General features: G+C 64.9%; 15 protein-coding genes, 1 tRNA gene and 1 riboswitch. Of the genes, 5 read left to right on the top strand and 11 right to left on the bottom strand.

Annotation, left to right across the window (positions count from 1 at the left end; all coding sequences use genetic code 11):
• Nucleotides 1-26 precede the first annotated feature (26 nt).
• Entirely contained in the window at nucleotides 27-665 is a 639-nt protein-coding gene (locus OE856_RS00305) for an aminotransferase class IV family protein (RefSeq protein WP_263714047.1), read from the bottom strand.
• Nucleotides 626-1,768 carry an aminodeoxychorismate synthase component I gene (locus OE856_RS00300; RefSeq protein ID WP_263714046.1) on the bottom strand — a complete coding sequence of 381 codons (1,143 nt, stop codon included), beginning with the start codon at nucleotides 1,766-1,768 and terminating at the stop codon, nucleotides 626-628. The genes OE856_RS00305 and OE856_RS00300 overlap by 40 nt, the downstream gene beginning before the upstream one ends.
• Before the next feature lie 216 nt (nucleotides 1,769-1,984).
• Here OE856_RS00300 and carB point away from each other — a divergent pair, with 216 nt between their 5' ends.
• Nucleotides 1,985-5,314 (top strand): carbamoyl-phosphate synthase large subunit, encoded by a 3,330-nt coding sequence (gene carB / locus OE856_RS00295; RefSeq protein ID WP_263714045.1) that lies wholly within the window; start codon nucleotides 1,985-1,987, stop codon nucleotides 5,312-5,314.
• Nucleotides 5,315-5,386: 72 nt separating this feature from the next.
• Here the strand turns inward: carB and nadC are convergent, their stop codons facing one another.
• From nadC to nadA, 3 genes are read right to left on the bottom strand one after another with little or no spacing between them, the layout of a single operon-like run.
• Nucleotides 5,387-6,241, bottom strand: coding sequence for a carboxylating nicotinate-nucleotide diphosphorylase (nadC, locus tag OE856_RS00290; protein WP_263714044.1), 855 nt, complete (start codon nucleotides 6,239-6,241; stop codon nucleotides 5,387-5,389).
• Complete coding sequence (locus OE856_RS00285) at nucleotides 6,238-7,764, bottom strand: L-aspartate oxidase (RefSeq protein ID WP_412174853.1); 1,527 nt, start codon at nucleotides 7,762-7,764, stop codon at nucleotides 6,238-6,240. The genes nadC and OE856_RS00285 overlap by 4 nt, the downstream gene beginning before the upstream one ends.
• Nucleotides 7,765-7,822: 58 nt before the next feature.
• On the bottom strand, nucleotides 7,823-8,872 hold the full coding sequence (nadA, locus tag OE856_RS00280; protein WP_263714042.1) for a quinolinate synthase NadA: 1,050 nt from the start codon (nucleotides 8,870-8,872) through the stop codon (nucleotides 7,823-7,825).
• A 242-nt stretch (nucleotides 8,873-9,114) separates the two neighbouring features.
• Here nadA and OE856_RS00275 point away from each other — a divergent pair.
• Nucleotides 9,115-9,191 (top strand) — tRNA-Met (locus OE856_RS00275).
• Between the two features lie 126 nt (nucleotides 9,192-9,317).
• Here the strand turns inward: OE856_RS00275 and OE856_RS00270 are convergent.
• A complete protein-coding gene (locus OE856_RS00270; RefSeq protein ID WP_263714041.1) occupies nucleotides 9,318-9,629 on the bottom strand; it encodes an ETC complex I subunit in 312 nt (103 codons plus the stop codon).
• A gap of 144 nt (nucleotides 9,630-9,773) precedes the next feature.
• Between OE856_RS00270 and uvrB the strand changes: the two genes are divergently transcribed.
• On the top strand, nucleotides 9,774-11,948 hold the full coding sequence (gene uvrB, locus OE856_RS00265) for an excinuclease ABC subunit UvrB (protein WP_318527605.1): 2,175 nt from the start codon (nucleotides 9,774-9,776) through the stop codon (nucleotides 11,946-11,948).
• On the opposite strand, the gene trxC is transcribed toward uvrB, so the two are convergent.
• The 4 genes from trxC to gcvT form a co-directional block, all read right to left on the bottom strand.
• A complete protein-coding gene (trxC, locus tag OE856_RS00260; RefSeq protein ID WP_263714040.1) occupies nucleotides 11,945-12,391 on the bottom strand; it encodes a thioredoxin TrxC in 447 nt (148 codons plus the stop codon). The two genes, uvrB and trxC, sit on opposite strands and share 4 nt — an antisense overlap.
• Nucleotides 12,392-12,456: 65 nt before the next feature.
• Nucleotides 12,457-15,306 carry an aminomethyl-transferring glycine dehydrogenase gene (gene gcvP, locus OE856_RS00255; protein WP_263714039.1) on the bottom strand — a complete coding sequence of 950 codons (2,850 nt, stop codon included), beginning with the start codon at nucleotides 15,304-15,306 and terminating at the stop codon, nucleotides 12,457-12,459.
• 13 nt (nucleotides 15,307-15,319) lie between these two features.
• Nucleotides 15,320-15,679: a glycine cleavage system protein GcvH gene (gene gcvH, locus OE856_RS00250; protein WP_263714038.1), complete on the bottom strand. Its 360-nt coding sequence runs from the start codon at nucleotides 15,677-15,679 to the stop codon at nucleotides 15,320-15,322.
• A gap of 11 nt (nucleotides 15,680-15,690) precedes the next feature.
• Nucleotides 15,691-16,821 carry a glycine cleavage system aminomethyltransferase GcvT gene (gcvT, locus tag OE856_RS00245; RefSeq protein ID WP_263714037.1) on the bottom strand — a complete coding sequence of 377 codons (1,131 nt, stop codon included), beginning with the start codon at nucleotides 16,819-16,821 and terminating at the stop codon, nucleotides 15,691-15,693.
• 132 nt (nucleotides 16,822-16,953) lie between these two features.
• Nucleotides 16,954-17,042, bottom strand: a riboswitch (glycine riboswitch).
• Between the two features lie 73 nt (nucleotides 17,043-17,115).
• Here gcvT and OE856_RS00240 point away from each other — a divergent pair.
• A complete protein-coding gene (locus OE856_RS00240; protein WP_263714036.1) occupies nucleotides 17,116-17,676 on the top strand; it encodes a gamma-glutamylcyclotransferase family protein in 561 nt (186 codons plus the stop codon).
• 54 nt (nucleotides 17,677-17,730) lie between these two features.
• Here the strand turns inward: OE856_RS00240 and gltX are convergent, their stop codons facing one another.
• Nucleotides 17,731-19,050 carry a glutamate--tRNA ligase gene (gene gltX / locus OE856_RS00235; RefSeq protein WP_263714035.1) on the bottom strand — a complete coding sequence of 440 codons (1,320 nt, stop codon included), beginning with the start codon at nucleotides 19,048-19,050 and terminating at the stop codon, nucleotides 17,731-17,733.
• A 152-nt stretch (nucleotides 19,051-19,202) separates the two neighbouring features.
• Here gltX and OE856_RS00230 point away from each other — a divergent pair, with 152 nt between their 5' ends.
• Nucleotides 19,203-20,135, top strand: coding sequence for an MBL fold metallo-hydrolase (locus tag OE856_RS00230; RefSeq protein ID WP_263714034.1), 933 nt, complete (start codon nucleotides 19,203-19,205; stop codon nucleotides 20,133-20,135).
• Nucleotides 20,136-20,161 lie beyond the last annotated feature (26 nt).

Below are 20,161 nucleotides of genomic sequence, written 5' to 3'. Positions count from 1 at the left end.
GGGCGAAAACCCCACGAAATACCCCTCTAAGCCGCCCAAACCGCCGGGATCAGCCCTCTGAGCGAGTTGCCGACAAACACCGCCTCGGCCCCATGCAGATCATCGGGGGTCAGCACAGCCTCGCGCGCGGTGCCATCGGCCAGCAGGGTTTCGCGCAGCACGCCGGGCAGGCAGCCAGACGCCAGGGGCGGCGTCAGCAACGCGCGGTCGCGTTTGATAAAGACGTTGGTGATCGTGCCCTCGGCCAGCTCGCCGCGCTCATTCAGGAACAGCAGCTCGTCCAGCCCCTCAGGCAGGTCGGCGCGCGCCCGGTCATAAATCGCGCGGTGGCTGGATTTCACCCCGCGCCACGGATCATCCGCTTGCACCCGCTCGGGTGCGAGACCCAGCCGCCAAGCGCCCTGCACCATTTCATAAGGGCCCGTGGTCAGCGACAGCTCACCGCCCGCATCCAAAGTCAGCCGCAGGCGCAGCGGCTCGTCGCCCCCGACATTGATCATCTCGGCCGCCCGCGCCGCGTCAAACCCCCAGCCCAGCGCCGCCGCGCCCCGCGCCATCCGCGCCAGGTGCAGGTCACCCCGCAGCGGGCCAAGACGCGGCTCGAACCGCAGGGTCTCGATCAGGATCAGGCCGCCTGGGGCCGTTGCGCGTAGCGGGCTTTCCACAATGCTTCCTCGTATTCGGTTTCGGCGGTGCTGTCCCAGACCACACCGCCGCCCACGTTCAGCCTGGCCATGCCACCCGGCAACAGGGTCAGCGTGCGGATCGCCACGTTGAACGCCATGTCCCCACCCGGCGCAACCCAGCCCATCGCCCCGCAATAGGCGCCGCGCGGGGCCGGTTCCAGCTCGCGGATGATCTGCATCGCGCGGATCTTGGGCGCGCCGGTGATCGAGCCGCAGGGAAAGAGCGCCTCGAACAGATCGGCCAGCGGCACGCGGCCGACCAGTTCCCCCCGCACCAGCGATGTCATCTGGTGCACGGTGGCATAGGTTTCGATCTTGAACAGCTCCGGCACCTTGACCGTGCCGGGGCGGCAGACGCGGCTGATATCATTGCGCAAGAGATCGACGATCATCAGGTTCTCGGCCCGGTTCTTTTCGTCGGCGGCCAGAAAGGCGATGGCATCGGCATCGGCCTTAGGCGTGGCACCGCGCGGCTGGGTACCCTTCATGGGCCGGGTTTCGATCACCCCGCCCCGCACACGGAAAAACAGCTCTGGCGAGCGCGACAACAGCACCGGCCCGCCCAGGTCTAGGCAGGCGCCATGCGGCACCGGCTGAGCGGCGGTCAGCGCGGCATAAAGCCCCCGCGCGGGGCCATCGGCGCGCATGTGAATCGGAAAGGTCAGGTTGGCCTGATAGATATCGCCCGCCCCGATATAGGCGTGCAGCCGGTCGAACGCGGCGGCGTAGTCCTGCGGCTGCCAGGCGGGCACCATCTCGCCAAACCGGGCGCGGGGCGCCAGCGCGCGGGCCTGCGCCGCCCACGTATCTCCGGGGCGCGGCGCATCGAACACGCCGAATTCCAACAGCGGGGTATCGCGCCCCTCGGGCATCAGATCGCGCAGCTTGGCGGTATAGAGATAGCCCAGCTCATACGACGCCATCCCGGCCAGCCATTGCCCGGCCTCATGCGCGGCATGCATCGCCGCAAGCGCGGCGGGCACCTCGTCGGGCTGCCACGCGCGGATCACCCGGCGGGGGGCCTCAAACAGGGTTCCGCCCGCCAGAGGCCCCTGATCGAAATAGACATATGCGCCCGACATCGGTCTCCTTCCGGCTTGTCCGCGCATAAGTGGGCCTTTGCCCCCGCAGGGTCAATGCCCCGCTCTCAGCCATGCGTCAGGGGCAAGGCTAAGCCGCCCCCTGCCCGCCAGACGCAAGGTTTATCGAGAATCTGACATTTCCGTCCCGACGGGGTCTTGCACCCCGTCCGAGCTTGGCTATAACCCCCGAGATTTTGCCATTCCGGAGGACGGGCCATGCCGAAGAGAACCGATATCAATTCTATCATGATCATCGGAGCGGGGCCCATCATCATTGGCCAGGCTTGCGAGTTCGACTATTCCGGCGCCCAGGCCTGCAAGGCCCTGCGCGAAGAGGGATACCGGGTGATCCTGGTGAACTCGAACCCGGCCACGATCATGACCGACCCCGAACTGGCCGACGCCACCTATATCGAGCCGATCACCCCCGAGGTCGTCGCCAAGATCATCGAGAAAGAGCGCCCCGACGCCCTGCTGCCCACCATGGGCGGCCAGACCGGCCTGAACACCAGCCTCGCGCTGGCCGACATGGGCGTGCTGGACAAATTCAACGTCGAGCTGATCGGCGCCAACCGCGAGGCCATCGAGATGGCCGAAGACCGGAAACTGTTCCGCGAGGCGATGGACCGGCTGGGCATCGAGAACCCCAAGGCCACCATCGTCAGCTCGCCCAAGCGCGAGAACGGCACCTATGACCACAAGGCCGGCATGGCCCAGGCCATGGCCGCGCTCGAGGACATCGGCCTGCCCGCGATCATCCGCCCCGCCTTTACCCTGGGCGGCACCGGCGGCGGCGTCGCCTATAACCGCGACGACTATGAACACCTGTGCCACACCGGCCTCGATGCCTCGCCCGTCAGCCAGATCCTGATCGACGAAAGCCTGCTGGGCTGGAAAGAATACGAGATGGAGGTCGTGCGCGACAAAGCCGACAACGCCATCATCGTGTGTTCGATCGAAAACGTCGATCCGATGGGTGTGCATACCGGCGACAGTATCACCGTCGCCCCGGCCCTGACGCTGACCGACAAAGAATACCAGATCATGCGCACCCATTCGATCAACGTGCTGCGCGAGATCGGCGTCGAAACCGGCGGCTCGAACGTGCAATGGGCGGTGAACCCGGCCGATGGCCGCATGGTCGTCATTGAAATGAACCCGCGCGTGTCACGCTCGTCGGCGCTGGCCTCCAAGGCCACCGGTTTCCCGATCGCCAAGATCGCCGCGAAACTGGCCGTGGGCTACACGCTGGATGAGCTGGACAACGACATCACCAAGGTCACGCCCGCCTCGTTCGAGCCGACCATTGACTATGTCGTCACCAAGATCCCGAAATTCGCCTTCGAGAAATTCCCCGGCTCGAAACCCTACCTGACCACCGCGATGAAATCGGTGGGCGAGGCCATGGCCATCGGCCGCACGATCCATGAATCGCTGCAAAAGGCGCTGGCCTCGATGGAATCGGGCCTGACCGGGTTCGACGAGGTCGCCATTGAGGGCGCGCCCGACAAGGCCGCCGTGATCTCGGCCCTGTCCAAGGCCACGCCCGACCGGCTGCGCACTATCGCCCAGGCGATGCGCCACGGCCTGACCAACGACGAGATCCAGGCCGCCACCGCCTATGACCCGTGGTTCCTGGCCCGCATCCGCGAAATCATCGAGGCCGAGGCCAAGCTGCGCGCCGAGGGCCTGCCCGTCACCGAGGAAGGCCTGCGCGAGGTCAAGATGCTGGGCTTTACCGATGCCCGCCTTGCCAAGCTGACCGGCCGCGACGAGGCCAACGTGCGCCGCGCCCGCCGCAATCTGGGCGTCAACGCCGTGTTCAAACGCATCGACACCTGCGCCGCCGAATTCGAGGCGCAAACCCCCTATATGTATTCGACCTACGAAGCCCCCGTCATGGACGAGGTCGAATGCGAAGCCCGCCCCAGCGACAAGAAAAAGGTCGTCATTCTGGGTGGCGGCCCCAACCGCATCGGCCAGGGGATCGAGTTCGACTATTGCTGCTGTCATGCCTGTTTCGCCCTGTCTGACGTGGGCTATGAAACCATCATGATCAACTGCAACCCCGAGACCGTGTCGACCGACTATGACACCTCGGACCGCCTGTATTTCGAGCCGCTGACCTTTGAACACGTGATGGAGATCATGCGCGTGGAACAAGAGGCCGGCACGCTGCATGGCGTGATCGTTCAGTTCGGCGGCCAGACCCCGCTGAAACTGGCCAACGCGCTGGAAGAGGCCGGCATTCCGATCCTGGGCACCTCGCCCGACGCGATCGACCTGGCCGAAGACCGCGAGCGGTTCCAGGATCTGGTCAACCGTCTGGGCCTGAAACAGCCCAAGAACGGCATTGCCAGCACCGACGCCGAGGCCCTGGCCATCGCCGAGGAAATCGGCTTTCCGCTGGTGATCCGCCCGTCTTATGTGCTGGGTGGCCGCGCGATGGAAATCGTGCGCGACATGGCCCAGCTTGAACGCTACATCAAAGAGGCCGTGGTGGTGTCGGGCGACAGCCCGGTTCTGCTCGACAGCTATCTGTCGGGCGCGACCGAGGTCGATGTCGACGCCCTGTGCGACGGCGAAAACGTCCATGTCGCCGGCATCATGCAGCATATCGAAGAGGCCGGCGTGCACTCGGGCGACAGCGCCTGTTCGCTGCCGCCCCACACGCTGAGCGCCGACATCATCGCCGAACTGGAAAGCCAGACCGTGGCCCTGGCCCGCGCGCTGAACGTGGTTGGCCTGATGAACGTGCAATTCGCCGTCAAGGGCGGCGTGATCTACCTGATCGAGGTCAACCCGCGCGCCTCGCGCACGGTGCCCTTCGTCGCCAAGGCCACCGACAGCGCGATCGCATCGATCGCCGCGCGCCTGATGGCCGGTGAAAAACTGTCGGCCTTCCCGCGCGCCAAACCGCATGCGCCGGTGTCTGACGACGTGACCATCCCGATTGGCGACCCGCTGGCGCTGGCCGATTACCGCACGCCGTGGTTCTCGGTCAAAGAGGCGGTGATGCCCTTTGCCCGCTTCCCGGGCGTCGACACCATCCTTGGCCCCGAGATGCGCTCGACCGGCGAGGTTATGGGCTGGGATCGCAGCTTCCCGCGCGCCTTCCTCAAGGCGCAGCTGGGCGCCGGCGTGACCCTGCCGACCGAAGGCAAGGTGTTCTTCTCGATCAAGGATGACGACAAGACCCCGCAACTGGTCGAAACCGGCGCCATTCTGCGCGAGCTGGGCTTTGAGATCGTCGCCACCCGCGGCACCGCGTCCTTCCTGCGTGACAACGGCATCGAATGCGACGTGGTCAACAAGGTCTACGAGGGCCGCCCGAACGTGGTCGACATGCTGAAAGACGGTAATATCGTGCTGGTCATGAACACCACCGAAGGCACGCAAGCGGTTGAGGACAGCCGCGAGATCCGCTCGGTCGCGCTGTATGACAAGATCCCGTATTTCACCACCGCCGCCGCCGCCCATGCCGCCGCGCAGGCGATGCTGTCGCGCAACGAGGGTGAAATCAGCGTGCGCAGCCTGCAGGGCTAAGGCACGGATATACAAACAAAAAGGCCCGGATCGCACCAACGATCCGGGCCTTTTTCATGTCTGGCGGGCGGCTTAGAAATCCAGCCCCAGATCCAGCGTTTTCACCGAATGGGTCAGCGCGCCCGACGAGATATAATCGACCCCGGTCGCCGCCACTTCGGCGATGCGCGGCAGCTTCATGTTGCCCGACGCCTCTAGCACCAGTCGCTTGTTCACCAGCTTGACGGCCTGCGTCAGCGTGGGCGTGTCCATGTTATCCAGCAGCACCACATCGGCCCCGCCAGTGGCCAGAACCTCTTCGAGCTGGTCCAGACGGTCGACCTCTATCTCAACCCGGGTCATGTGCGAGGCTACGGCCTTGGCGGCCTCCAGCACCGCCCTCACGCCCCCGGCGGCGGCGATGTGGTTGTCCTTGATCAGGATGGCATCGGACAGGCCAAAGCGGTGGTTGAACCCGCCGCCATGCAGCACGGCCAGCTTTTCAACGATGCGCAGCCCCGGCGTGGTCTTGCGGGTGCAGGTGATGCGGGTGTGGGTGCCCTTGGTTTCGGCAACAAAGGCGGCGGTCATCGTCGCGATACCGGTCAGGCGGCCCGCGAAATTCAGCGCCACGCGCTCGGCCGACAGGATCGACGCCGCCGGCCCCGAGATCTCCATCAGCGTATCGCCCGGCTGGCACGGATCGCCGTCGCGCAGCAGGGTCTTGACCGACAGGTTCGGGTCAACCAGCCGAAAGGCGATCTGGGCGATCTGCATCCCCGACACCACCCCCGGCTCGCGCGCGTTGATGCGGGCGTTATAGGTGGTCTCGGCCGGGATCACGGCGCGGGTAGTGATGTCGCCATACTGGCCCAGATCCTCGACCAGCGCGGCACGCACCATCGGTTCCAGGATCAGGTCGGGCACGGTGGCATAAGCGGTGGTCATGATGTCTCCTTCACGGCGGCGGCGCGGATGGCCAGCGCCTCGGCCAGTGTGATCCGGCTGCGGCTGGCCATGGCCGGGTCGGCTTCGGGATAGTCGCTGCGATAATGGCCGCCCCGGCTTTCCTCGCGCATCAGCGCCGAGGCCGCGATCAGCGTCGCGGTGGCGGTCATGTTCACGAAATCAGGGCAGTCGGCCTGACGGGCCTCGAGCGTGGCAATCGTGCGCAGCGCGGATTTCAACCCCGCCGCATCGCGCACCACGCCGACCATGTTGGTCATGGTCTGGCGCAGCTGCTGCACCAGATCGAAATCGGGGCTGCTGCCGCCGGGGGCAAAGTCGATCGCGACCTCGGGCACATCCGCGGGGGCCGCACCCAGCGTGGCGGCGATGCCCTCGGCACAGGTGCGGGCGAAAACCAGCGCCTCGAGCAACCCGTTCGAGGCCAGGCGGTTGGCGCCATGCAGCCCGGTCGAGCTGGCCTCGCCACAGACCCAGAGATTGCCCAGGCTGGCGCGCCCGTCTTCGGCGGTGTCGATGCCGCCCATATGGTAATGCGCCGCCGCCGCGACCGGAATCGGGTCGACGGCCGGATTGATCCCGGCGCGGGCGCAGGCCTCGGCCACGGCGGGAAACTGGGTCAGAACCTTGGCGCCAAGCGCGGCACGGGTATCCAGCATCGGCCGGTTGCCCGCCTGCGTCTGGGCAAAGATCGCGCGTGCCACGATGTCGCGCGGGGCCAGCTCGGCATCGGGGTGAATGGCCAGCATAAAGCGCTCGCCCTGGCGATTGATCAGCGTTGCGCCCTCGCCCCGCAGGGCCTCGGTCGCCAGCGGCGCGGGATCTTCGCCCGCGTCGATTGCGGTGGGGTGGAACTGCACGAATTCGGCATCGGCGATCACCGCTCCGGCACGGGCCGCCATGCCGATCACCTGCCCGCGAATGCGCGGCGGGTTGGTGGTCAGGGCATAAAGCCCTCCCGAGCCGCCCCCGGCCAGCAAATAGGCCGCCCCGCGCACCAGCGACGGTTTCGAGCGGTTCAGCGCCGAGGTTTCGACCCAGACGCCAGTGACCGCGCCATTGTCGACCTCAAGCCCCGCAGCCATCACACCCTCAAGCACCTGCACCGACGGCGTCTGGCGCACGGCGGTGATCAGCGCCTCCATGATCTGGCGGCCGGCCTGGTCGCCCTGCACGCGCACCACGCGGGCCAGACTGTGCGCGGCCTCGCGGCTGAGCACGTAATTGCCATCGGCATCGCGGTCGAACGGCGTGCCCATCTCGGTCAGATCAAGGATGTAATCCTTGGCGTCGCGCGTCACCTTGTCGGCGATGGTGGCATCGACGGTGCCCGCCCCGGCGCGCACCGTGTCGGCGGCATGCTGGTCGGGGCTGTCTGCGACATCCATCGCGGCCGCCACGCCGCCCTGCGCCCAGGCCGAACTGGCCCCCTCGCCCACGCGCTCCGGCGAGATCACCAGAACGGGCCGCGGTGCCAGTTTCAGCGCGGCGTAAAGCGCGCCCATCCCGGCACCGACAATGACGATGCGATCAGTGGTAATTGCCCCGCTCAATCGCGCTGCCTTACTTGGCCAGGGACTGGCTGAGGTCGATCATGCGCTGCACCGCCTGGCGGGCCTTGTCGGCCACGGCCGGGTCAACGATCACCTCTTCGGTCATCGTGTGCAGCGAATACAGCACCTTCTCGAGCGTGATCTTCTTCATGTAGGGGCACATGTTGCACGGTTTGGCGAATTCCACCTCGGGCAGCTCGTCAGCGATGTTCGACGCCATCGAGCATTCGGTGACCAGCATTGCCTTGGCGGGCTTGTTGTCATGCACCCATTTGATGATGCCGCTGGTCGAGCCGGTGAAATCAGATTCGGCCACCACGGCAGGCGTGCATTCGGGGTGGGCGATGATCTTGACCTCGGGGTCGAGCTCGCGATAGGCGCGCAGATCTTCGGCGGTATAAAGTTCATGCACGATGCACGAGCCGGGCCAGAACACGACCTTCTTGGTCGATTCATTGGCCACGTTCTGCGCCAGATACTGGTCGGGCGTCATGATCACCGTGTCGCTGTCCATCGCCTCGACGATCTGCAACGCGTTCGACGAGGTGCAGCAGATGTCAGAGGCCGCTTTGACCTCGGCGGTGGTGTTCACATAGCTGACCACCGGGGCGCCGGGATACTTGGCGCGCATTTCCTCGATGCCTGCGGCGGTGATCGATTCCGCCAGCGAACAGCCCGCCCCCATGTCGGGGATCAGCACCGTCTTGCCGGGGTTCAACACCTTCGAGGTTTCGGCCATGAAATGCACGCCGCATTGCACGATCACGTCTTCCTCGACCTCGGTCGCCTTGATCGCCAGTTGCAGGCTGTCGCCCACGAAATCGGCAATGCCGTGATAGATTTCCGGCGTCATGTAATTATGCGCCAGGATCACCGCGTTGCGTTCTTTTTTCAGCGCGTTGATCGCCGCGACATAGGGCGCATAGATCGCCCAGTCGGCGGCCGGCACCACCCGGTCCATGCGGGCGTAGATGTCCGCCATCGCCTCGGCTTTTTCAACCGAAGGCGCAAGGTCGTAATGTTCGGCCAGAATGGCGCGAATGTTGGTAAGATCGAGCAATATCAGGCCCCCCAACGTGATCTATCGGGCCATATCTAACCACTACGCCCCACGGTTTCCAGTTGAATAGAGGCCGGAAGCCGCAAAACAGGGGCATATTGCGCGCATATTCCCCCCTGGCGCCAATCCGCGCGCCAAAGCGGCCCGAAACACGACCGGCAAAGTTTTCAAATCGCTGCCGGAAATTGCCAATTTCCCACTTGACGCCTCCGCCCCGACGGCCTAATCAGCCCCTCGCCTGTGGCGGAGTAGCTCAGTTGGTTAGAGCAGCGGAATCATAATCCGCGTGTCGGGGGTTCAAGTCCCTCCTCCGCTACCACTTTCCCCTTCATGAAAATCACCGCGCCCCGACAGGGCCGTCCGCTTGTGCCGCGCCGCCCGGACACAACGAAAAACGCCGCCTCGGCTATGCGGGCGGCGTCATCAAATCAGGCTGTTGCCGGGCTTAGTGCGTCCAGACCTGGCGGCGGTTGGTGGCGAAGTTTTCGCCATAGCCGCGGGGACGGATGTTGGGCTTGCGGCCCTGCGGCTCGGTGACGGTAGCCTCGATGCCCTTGTCGGCAGCATAGGCCAGCGCGGCCTCTTTGCTTTCAAAGCGCAGACGCACCTGGGTCTGGGTATCCGACGACCCGGTCCAGCCCATCAGGGGGTCAAGGTCGCGCGCACTGTCGGCGGCATATTCCAGAACCCAGTGATGGGTTTTCGCCGTTCCGGATTGCATCGCGTTGCGGGCGGGGCGGTAGATACGTGCGCGCATCGGCTGACTCTCCTCAAGATTCCGGTTTCCTTATGGAAAATTCACGCGCCCAGCGCAAGCGAAACCAGTGTCAGGAAAGATTGCCCAGCCTCTTGAACCGGAACAAAAACAGATCAAATCTGGGACATCGCCAAAGGAATCGCCATGACCGACCTGCCCATGATGCACGCCCCCGCCCCGGAGGTGAAATCGCGCCCCAAGCTCGAGGGCGGCAGACGCTTTGTCATGCACACCGATTTCTCTGCCGCCGGCGACCAGCCCACCGCCATCGCGGAGCTGTCCGCGGGCGTCAACGCGGGCGAGCGTGACCAGGTGCTGCTGGGCGCAACCGGCACCGGCAAGACCTTTACGATGGCCAAGGTCATCGAGGAAACCCAGCGCCCCGCGATCATCCTGGCGCCGAACAAAACCCTGGCCGCCCAGCTTTACGGGGAATTTCGCGGATTTTTCCCCTCTAACGCAGTCGAGTATTTCGTCAGCTACTACGACTATTACCAGCCCGAGGCCTATGTGCCCCGCAGTGACACGTTCATCGAGAAAGAATCCCAGATCAACGAACAGATCGACCGGATGCGCCACTCGGCCACGCGGGCGCTGCTGGAACGCGACGACGTGATCATCGTGGCCTCGGTCAGCTGCATCTACGGCATCGGCTCGGTCGAAACCTACGGCGCCATGACCCAGGACCTGGTGACCGGTAAGGAATACGACCAGCGCGCGGTGATGGCCGACCTGGTGGCCCAGCAATACCGCCGCAACGATCAGGCGTTTCAGCGCGGCTGTTTCCGCGTGCGCGGCGATGTGCTGGAAATCTGGCCGGCCCACCTCGAAGACCGCGCCTGGCGGCTGTCCTTCTTTGGCGAAGAGCTGGAAGCCATCACCGAATTCGACCCGCTGACCGGTGAAAAGACCGACACGTTCGACCAGATCCGCGTCTATGCCAACAGCCATTACGTCACCCCGAAACCGACGATGAAACAGGCGATCATCGGCATCAAACAAGAGCTGCGCAAACGGCTGGACCAGCTGGTCGCCGAGGGCAAGCTGCTCGAGGCACAGCGGCTGGAACAGCGCACCAACTTCGACCTCGAGATGCTCGAGGCCACCGGCGTGTGCAACGGCATCGAAAACTATTCGCGCTATCTGACCGGCCGCGCGCCGGGCGAGCCGCCCCCGACCCTGTTCGAATTCATCCCCGACAACGCCATCGTCTTTGCCGATGAAAGCCATGTCAGCGTGCCCCAGATCGGCGGCATGTATCGGGGCGACTATCGCCGCAAATCGACGCTGGCCGAACACGGGTTCCGCCTGCCCAGCTGCATGGACAACCGCCCGCTCAAGTTCGAGGAATGGGACGCGATGCGCCCGCAATCGGTGTTCGTCTCGGCCACCCCCGCGGCGTGGGAACTGGAACAATCGGGCGGCGTGTTCACCGAACAGGTGATCCGCCCGACCGGCCTCTTGGACCCGGTGATCGAAATTCGACCCGTCGAGACCCAGGTCGACGATCTGCTGGACGAAACCCGCCGCATGGCCGCCGATGGCTACCGCACTTTGGTCACCACGCTGACCAAACGCATGGCCGAAGACCTTACAGAATATCTACATGAACAGGGGATCCGGGTGCGGTATATGCACTCGGACATTGACACAATCGAACGTATCGAGATTTTGCGCGACCTGCGGCTGGGGGCCTTCGACGTGCTGGTCGGCATCAACCTCCTGCGTGAGGGTCTGGACATCCCCGAATGCGGTCTGGTGGCCATTCTGGACGCCGACAAAGAGGGCTTCCTGCGATCCGAGACCTCACTGATCCAGACCATCGGCCGCGCCGCCCGGAACGCCGAAGGCCGGGTGATCATGTATGCCGATCGTGTCACTGGCAGCATGCAGCGCGCCATGGACGAGACCAACCGCCGCCGCGAAAAACAGATGGCCTATAACCTCGAACACGGCATCACCCCCGCGACGGTGAAAAAGAACGTCGAGGACATCATGCAGGGCCTCTACAAGGGCGATGTCGACATGAACCGCATCACGGCGACGATCGACAAACCGATGCATGGCGCCAACCTCGAGGCGCACCTGGACGGGCTGCGCACCCAGATGCGCAAAGCCGCCGAGAACCTGGAATTCGAAGAAGCCGCCCGCATGCGCGACGAGATCAAGCGTCTGGAGGCCGTCGACCTGGCCATCAGCGACGACCCGCTGGCCCGCCAATCGGCCATCGACGCCGCCGCCGACAAGGCGCTGGGGCGCTCGTCCGCTGGGCGCGGCGGAACACGGGTGAAAAAGGGGCGGTCTGTCCGGCGGTTCTAGGCCGGCATCCGCACATTCTGCCGCACGAACTCCTCGATCGCCGCAGCCGGGCGGGCACCGGCCAGGCGGGCGAATTCGCGGCCGTTCTGGAACAGGATCAGATGCGGGATGCCGCGGATGTTGAACCGGACCGTGGCATCGGGGTTTGACTGGGTATCGATCTTGGCAAAGCGCACATTGGGCGCCAGGTTCTGCGAGGCCTGCTGAAACTGCGGCGCCATCTGGCGGCACGGCCCGCACCACGGCGCCCAGAAATCGACCAGCAGCGGCAGGTCATCGCTTTTCGCCGCCTTCAGCAGCGTTTTCAGATCCAGCGGGCGCACCTTGCCATCCACCAGCTTGGCGCCGCAAGTGCCGCATTTCGGCCCCGCCCCCAGCTTGGCGGCGGGCACACGGTTGGTGGCTTCGCATTCCAGACATACGAGCTTGACGTTCTCGGCCATGGCGGCCCCCTCATTCAAATTCCAGTTACGGAATATATGTGGGGCCACCCCGGCCCGCACAAGCCCTATTCGGCGGCATCCGCATAGTCGCTGACCGGCGGGCAGATGCACACCAGGTTGCGGTCGCCAAAGACGTTATCGACCCGGCCCACCGGCGGCCAGTATTTATCGACGCGGAACGACCCCGGCGGAAAGCATCCCTGCTCGCGGCTATAGGGGCGATCCCAGTCGGCCACCAGATCGTTGACCGTATGCGGCGCGTGTTTCAGCGGGTTGTTCTGAGGGTCGATCTCGCCCGCCTCGACGGCGCGGATTTCCTCGCGGATCGCCAGCATGGCGTCGCAGAACCGGTCGAGCTCGGCCTTGGTTTCCGACTCGGTCGGTTCGACCATCAGCGTGCCCGCCACCGGCCAGCTCATGGTCGGGGCGTGAAACCCGTTGTCGATCAGGCGCTTGGCGATGTCATCGACGGTGATGCCGCCGCTGTCAGCAAAGGGCCGGGTATCAAGGATGCATTCATGCGCGACGCGCCCGCCCTGCCCCTTGAAGAGGATGTCATAGGCCCCTTCCAGCCGCTTGGCGATGTAATTGGCATTGAGGATCGCCAGCTTGGTCGCCTGCGTCAGCCCCGCACCGCCCATCGCCAGGCAATAGGCATAGGAAATCAGCAGGATCGACGCCGAGCCATAGGGCGAGGCCGACACCGGCCCCTCGGCCCCGCCGGTTTCGGGATGACCGGGCAGATAGGGCTCTAGATGCGCCTTGACGCCAATCGGCCCCATGCCGGGGCCACCGCCGCCATGCGGAATGGCAAATGTCTTGTGCAGGTTGAGATGGCTGACATCGGCGCCGATCTCGCCGGGTTTCACCAGCCCGACCAGCGCGTTCAGGTTGGCGCCGTCCAGATAGACCTGCCCGCCATGCTGGTGGGTGATCTCGCAGACCTCGCGCACGGTTTCCTCGAACACGCCATGGGTCGAGGGATAGGTGATCATGCAGGCGGCCAGATTATCGCCGGCGGCCTCGGCCTTGGCGCGGAAATCGGCCAGGTCGATATCGCCGTTTTCCGACGATTTCACCGGCACCACCTTCATGCCCGCCATATGGGCGCTGGCTGGGTTGGTGCCATGGGCCGAGACCGGGATCAGGCAGATCTTGCGGTGCCCGTCGCCGCGCGCCTTGTGATAGGCCAGAATGGTCAGCAGCCCCGCATATTCGCCCTGCGCGCCCGAATTGGGCTGCATCGACATGGCGTCATAGCCGGTGGCCTGGCACAGAATCGCGCCCAGCCCCTGCACCACCTCGGCATAGCCCTGCGCCTGATCGGCGGGAGCAAACGGGTGCAGATGGGCAAATTCAGGCCAGCTGATCGGCATCATCTCGACCGCGGCGTTCAGCTTCATCGTGCAGCTGCCCAGCGGGATCATCGCGCGGTCCAGCGCCAGGTCGCGGTCGGCCAGACGGCGCATATAGCGCATCATCTCGGTCTCGGCGCGGTTCATCTGGAACACCGGATGGGTCAGGTAATCGCTGTCGCGCAGATGCGGGGCGGGAATGGTGAACTTGCGGCTGCGATCCTCGGGCACGTCCTCGATGCCAAAGGCCGACCAGACATCCACCACGCTTTGCCAGCGCGTGGTTTCATCAAGCGAGATCCCGACCTTGGTCTTGCCCACCTTGCGCAGGTTGATCTGGTTCGCCTGAGCATTGCGCAAGATCACGCCCTGCATCGGGCCGACCTCGACGGTGACGGTGTCGAAAAACACCTCGGGTTCAACCGCAAAGCCATGGTCGCGCAGCACCTCGGCCAGACGGCAGGTTTTCGAATGAATGCGCTGCGCGATGGCCTTCAGCCCCTTGGGCCCGTGGAACACCGCGTAAAACCCGGCCATCACCGCCAGCAGGGCCTGCGCGGTGCAGACGTTGCTGGTGGCCTTTTCGCGGCGGATATGCTGCTCGCGGGTTTGCAGCGCCAGGCGATAGGCCTTGTTGCCGCGCGCGTCGATGCTGACCCCGACAATCCGGCCCGGCATCGCGCGTTTATAGGCGTCGCGGCAGGCCATATAGGCCGCGTGCGGGCCACCATAGCCCATCGGCACGCCGAACCGCTGGGTGCTGCCCACGGCGATATCGGCGCCCATCGCGCCCGGCTCTTTCAGCAGGGTCAGCGCCATCGGATCGGCCACAACGATGCCCAGCGCATTGGCCGCGTGCAGGGCCGCGATCTGATCGGTGAAATCGCGCACATGGCCATGCGTGCCGGGATACTGGAAGATCGCGCCGAACACCTGTTCGGGGTTCAGATCCTCGGGCGCGCCGACGATCACCTCGATATCCAGCGGCTCGGCCCGCGTCTGGATCACGGCGATGTTCTGCGGGTGGCAGTTTTCATCGACAAAGAACGCCTGCGCCTTTGATTTCGCCACGCGCTGCGCCATGGTCATCGCCTCGGCACAGGCGGTGGCCTCGTCCAGCAAGGACGCGTTCGCCACCTCCAGCCCGGTCAGGTCGCTGACCATGGTCTGATAGTTCAGCAATGCCTCTAGCCGGCCCTGGCTGATCTCGGGCTGATAGGGCGTATAGGCGGTATACCAGGCCGGGTTTTCCAGGATGTTACGCTGGATCGCGGGCGGCGTGACGGTGCCGAAGAACCCCTGCCCGATCATGGTGGTGAACACCCGGTTCTTTTTCGCCACGTTGCGCAGATGCCAGATCAGCTCGCGCTCGGACTTGGGCTTGCCATAGGCCAAGGGCGCTGCCTGGCGGATGCTGCGCGGCACGGTCTGGTCGATCAGCTCGTCCAGCCCCGACACCCCCACCACCTTGAACATCTCGGCCATTTCCTCGGGCGAGGGGCCGATATGGCGCCGGTTGGCGAAATCGTAAGGTTCGTAATCGGTGAGGGTAAAGGGCATCGTGCGCTCCGGCTTATCCGATAAAGTCTTTGTATTCGGCCTCGTCCATCAGCTCATCCAGGGCTGACAGATCCTCGACCTTCATCTTGAAGAACCAGGCCTCGCCTTCGGCATCTTCATTCACCATGGCGGGGTTCTCGACGATGGCCTCGTTGACCTCGACGATCTCGCCGTCCAGCGGGGCCAGAATGTCAGACGCGGCCTTGACGCTTTCGATCACCACGATCTCGTCATCCTTCGACACGGTCGCGCCCTCTTCGGGCAGTTCGATGAAAACGATATCGCCCAGCTGTTCGGCGGCATGGGCGGTGATGCCCACGACAACCACGTCCCCATCGACCAGCAGCCATTCATGTTCTTCGGTGTATTTCATATGTGTATCCCTCAACGTTTATAGGTGGCGGGCCGGAACGGCAGCGCCGTGATGACAGCGGGCAGGCGTTTGCCCCTGACCTCGCCATAAATGATGGTGCCGTCCGATGCTTGCCCGGACGCGACATAGCCCATGGAAATCGGCGCCTCGACCGACGGGCCGAACCCGCCCGAGGTCACCGCGCCGATGGGATCGGCGGCATTCGCATCGTCAAACAGCAGCGTGCCTTCGCGCATCGGCGCGCGGCCTTCGGGGCGCAGACCCACGCGTGTGCGGGGCGCGCCAGTGTCGAACTGGCCCAGAATCTGCGCCGCCCCCGGAAAGCCCCCAGCCCGCGCGCCACCCGTGCGGCGTGATTTCTGGATCGCCCAGGTCAGCGCGGCCTCGACCGGCGTGGTGGTAGTGTCGATGTCATGGCCGTAAAGGCACAGCCCGGCCTCCAGCCGCAGGCTATCGCGGGCGCCAAGGCCGATGGGCTCAACCGCCTCATCCGCCAGCAAGGCGCGGGCCAGCGCAACGACCTGATCGGCCGGCACCGAGATTTCAAACCCGTCCTCGCCCGTATAGCCCGAACGCGACACCCAAAGCGCACCGAACGCGGTGTCGAATGTGCGAACATCCATGAATTTCATGTCGGCAACACCGGGCACATGGGCCGCCAGCGCCGTCTCGGCGGCCGGGCCTTGCAGCGCCAACAGCGCGCGATCAGAGATTTCCTCGATCTCGCAGGCATCCGACAGATGGGCGCGCAGATGGGCGATGTCATCCGCCTTGCAGGCCGCGTTGACCACCAGGAACAGGTGATCGCCCCGCGACGCCACCATCAGGTCATCCAGAATACCGCCCGCGTCATTGGTGAACATCGCATAGCGCTGGCGGCCCTCTTTCAGTGCCAGAATGTCGACCGGCACCAGCGTTTCCAGCGCAAGCGCCGCATCGGCCAGATCGCCGGATCTGGGCCGCAAGATGACCTGCCCCATATGGCTGACATCGAACAGCCCGGCGGCGGCGCGGGTGTGCAGATGTTCCTTCATCACGCCGGGCTTGTATTGCACGGGCATCTCATAGCCCGCGAAAGGCACCATCTTGGCGCCCAGTTCGACATGCAGATCAAATAGCCCCGTGCGTTGCAACGCGGTCATGCGGCATCCCCCTGTTATGGCCATTGGCCCAGTGAACCGACGGCTTTAGCCGCCCGAAAGATGCCCCCTCTGTCCTTTCGCCTGAGATCGTTATCCCTTCGGCGGGCGCAAGCGCCACTCTCCAGAGTTTGTTGGTCCGCTGCCGTCCTTTGGCCTGAGAGTTTACCGGGGCGGTTGCTCCTTCGGCACTGGCGCGGGCCAGATTCTCCCGCAGCAGACACAAGGGACAGTAGCCAAGCCCAAGGCCGGGGGCAAGAGCTTGCAATCATATCCGCGCGCGGTGATCCTGCGGCCATGTCTGACCCGTTCTTCTTTGGATATGGTTCGCTGGTGAACCGCGCCACGCATGATTATGCGCGCGCCTATCCGGCAACCGTGCGCGGCTGGCGGCGGGCCTGGCGGCACACCCGGCTGCGCAAGCTGGCCTATCTCAGCGCCGTGCCCGATGCGGCGGGCGAGATCGACGGGCTGATCGCGGCGGTGCCGGGCCATGACTGGGCTGCGCTCGACGCGCGTGAACGGGCCTATCTGCGCCACCCGGTTGCCGGCCCCGTTCATGCCGAGGCGCGCGAAGTGCAGATCTATGCCATCGCCCCCGAACATTCCGAGCCGCCCGACATTCGCCACCCGATCTTGCTAAGCTATATCGACGTGGTGATGCAGGGCTATCTGCGCGAATACGGGGTTGCGGGCGCCGACAGGTTCATCGCCACGACAGACGGCTGGGACGCGCCCGTTCTGGATGACCGGGCCGAGCCGATCTATCCGCGCCATCAGCGCCTGACTGGCGACGAGCGCGATTATGTCGACGCGCAGCTGGCGCGGCTGGGCGCGACCATCCTGCGGCGCGCCTGAGGCCGCCGGGGACAACTTTATGCCTCCGGCGGGGATATTTTCACGAAGAAGAAATCAGCCCGGTTTTTTCTGCAACAGCGGCAGAACGTCGGCCATTTCCGGACCGCGGGCGCGGCCGGTCACCGCCTTGCGCAGCGGCATGAACAGGCCCTTGCCCTTGCGGCCCGTGGCCTCTTTCACGGCGGCGGTCCAATCGGCCCAGCTTTGGGCGCTATAGGGCGGCTCGGGCAGCATCGACAGGGCCTGGGCCACGAAATCGCGGTCTTCGTCGTCGATCATCGGGGTCGCGCCGTTGAGGAACAACGACCACCACTCGGCCATGTCCGCCTTGACGGTGATGTTTTCGCGCACGACGTCCCAAAAGGCCTGGGCCCGGTCAGAGGGCACGCCCAGCGCGGCCACGTCATCGGCGACGGCCTCGAACGGCAGATTGCTGAGCACACGCGCGGTCAGCGGGAAGAGGTCGTTCATGTCGAACTTGGTCGGCGCGGCGCCGAAATTGGCGATATCGAACCCTTCGACCAGCTCGTCGATGCTGGAGCACAGCTCGACCGGTTGGCTGGAGCCAAGCCGCGCCATCAGGCTGAGCAGCGCCATCGGTTCGACACCCTGGGCGCGCAGGTCGCGCAGGCTGAGCGTGCCCAGGCGTTTCGACAGCGCCTCGCCCTGGGGGCCGGTCAGCAGCGAATGGTGGGCAAAGCTGGGCACCGTGCCGCCCAGCGCCTGGATGATCTGGATCTGGGTTGCGGTATTGGTCACGTGATCCGACCCGCGCACCACATGGGTGATGCCAAAGTCGATGTCATCGCAGACCGAGGCCAGCGTATAAAGGAACTGCCCGTCGCCGCGGATCAGCACCGGGTCGGACACGCTGGCGGCGTCAATAGACAGGTCGCCCAGGATGCCGTCGGTCCATTCGATCCGTTCCTGGTCGAGCATGAAGCGCCAGTGGCCATCGCCGCGCTCGGCGCGCAGCTTGTCCTTGTCGACATCCGACAGCGCCAGCGCGGCGCGGTCATAGACCGGCGGCTTGCCCATGTTCAGCTGTTTCTTGCGCTTGAGGTCCAGCTCGGTCGGGGTCTCAAAGCATTCGTAGAACCGGCCCTTGTCGCGCAGATCCTGCGCGGCTTGCTCATAGCGGTCCAGCCGGTCGGACTGTTTTTCCACACGGTCCCAGGTCAGGCCCAGCCATTCCAGATCTTCCTGGATCGCGTCGGCATATTCCTGCTTCGATCGCTCGGGATCGGTATCGTCGAGGCGCAGGATGAAGGTGCCGCCGGCCTTGCGGGTGATCAGATAGTTGAACAGCGCGGTGCGCAGGTTGCCAACATGGATATAGCCGGTGGGCGACGGGGCGAAACGGGTAACGGTCATTGCGGTCTCCTGGGTCGGGGCACGCTGTTTCACATGATGCGGCATTTGTCCATATCCGCGCCTCGGCGGAAGGGGCCGGTCGCGCCTATGTGAGGCTGCAAACGGCGCGGATATGCTACCTTTGCGGGAGAGATTCCAACGGGAGGACACCCATGACCCATACCACCCTGACACGCCGCGGCCTGCTGCTGGCCGGGGCGGCGGCCCCGCTTGCCGCGATGCCGATCCGCGCCGCACAGGCGGCCGCGCCCATGGCGGGCATGTCGATACCCCCCTATTTCCGGTTCAAGCTGGGCGGATTCGAGGTAACAACCCTGCTGGCCGGCACCCGCACGGTGCCCGACCCGCACACGATCTTTGGCCTCGATGTCGATGATCAGACCTTTGCCGAGGCCTCGGCCCCGTTCCACATTCCGACCGACATGGCCCAGTTCTATTTTACCCCCACGCTGGTCAACACCGGGGCCGAGCTGATCCTGTTCGACACCGGGCTGAACCCGGCCGGAATCACCGCAGCCCTTGCGGCGGCAGGATACAGCCCCGATCAGGTGGACACGGTGGTCATCACCCATATGCATGGCGACCATGTTGGCGGGCTGATCGGCGAGGCCGGCGCGACTTTCGCCAATGCGCGCTATCTGACGGGCCAGGTCGAATTCGACGCCTGGGCCGCCATGGGCAACGAAACATTCGACGCCAAGATGCGCCCGCTGGCCGAGAAAACCGCCTTTCTGGGTGATGGCGGCAGCGTCGCCTCGGGTATCACCGCCATGGCCGCCTTTGGCCACACGCCGGGCCACATGGCCTACATGCTGGAAAGTGACGGCAAGCAGTTGGTGCTGGGCGCCGATTTCGCCAACCATTATGTCTGGTCGCTGGGCTATCCCGATTGGGAGGTCAAGTTCGACATGGACAAACCCGCCGCCGCCGCGACCCGGCGCAAGATGCTGGGCATGATGGCCGCCGACGGGGTGCCCTTCATCGGCTATCACATGCCCTTCCCCGCCGTCGGTTTCGTTCAGGCCGAGGGCGATGGGTTTCGCTATCTGCCCGGTCAGTATCAGATGATGATGGCCAGCGGCTGAGGCGCGGATCGGGGCTTGGGTTTTGC

The sequence above is a fragment of the Actibacterium sp. XHP0104 genome (assembly GCF_025751515.1).
Classification (GTDB): domain Bacteria; phylum Pseudomonadota; class Alphaproteobacteria; order Rhodobacterales; family Rhodobacteraceae; genus Actibacterium_D.
The sequence above is the reverse complement of the archived record's forward strand: the minus strand, read 5'-3'. Positions and strand labels throughout refer to the sequence as shown.

Coding starts and splice junctions, on each gene's coding strand:
- OE856_RS00300 (WP_263714046.1), bottom strand. CDS start 1,768: ATGTCGGGCGCATATGTCTATTTCGATCAGGGGCCTCTGGCGGGCGGA.
- carB (WP_263714045.1), top strand. CDS start 1,985: ATGCCGAAGAGAACCGATATCAATTCTATCATGATCATCGGAGCGGGG.
- nadC (WP_263714044.1), bottom strand. CDS start 6,241: ATGACCACCGCTTATGCCACCGTGCCCGACCTGATCCTGGAACCGATG.
- OE856_RS00285 (WP_412174853.1), bottom strand. CDS start 7,764: ATGGGCGCGCTTTACGCCGCGCTGAAACTGGCACCGCGGCCCGTTCTG.
- OE856_RS00270 (WP_263714041.1), bottom strand. CDS start 9,629: ATGCGCGCACGTATCTACCGCCCCGCCCGCAACGCGATGCAATCCGGA.
- uvrB (WP_318527605.1), top strand. CDS start 9,774: ATGACCGACCTGCCCATGATGCACGCCCCCGCCCCGGAGGTGAAATCG.
- trxC (WP_263714040.1), bottom strand. CDS start 12,391: ATGGCCGAGAACGTCAAGCTCGTATGTCTGGAATGCGAAGCCACCAAC.
- gcvP (WP_263714039.1), bottom strand. CDS start 15,306: ATGCCCTTTACCCTCACCGATTACGAACCTTACGATTTCGCCAACCGG.
- gcvH (WP_263714038.1), bottom strand. CDS start 15,679: ATGAAATACACCGAAGAACATGAATGGCTGCTGGTCGATGGGGACGTG.
- gcvT (WP_263714037.1), bottom strand. CDS start 16,821: ATGACCGCGTTGCAACGCACGGGGCTATTTGATCTGCATGTCGAACTG.
- OE856_RS00240 (WP_263714036.1), top strand. CDS start 17,116: ATGTCTGACCCGTTCTTCTTTGGATATGGTTCGCTGGTGAACCGCGCC.
- gltX (WP_263714035.1), bottom strand. CDS start 19,050: ATGACCGTTACCCGTTTCGCCCCGTCGCCCACCGGCTATATCCATGTT.
- OE856_RS00230 (WP_263714034.1), top strand. CDS start 19,203: ATGACCCATACCACCCTGACACGCCGCGGCCTGCTGCTGGCCGGGGCG.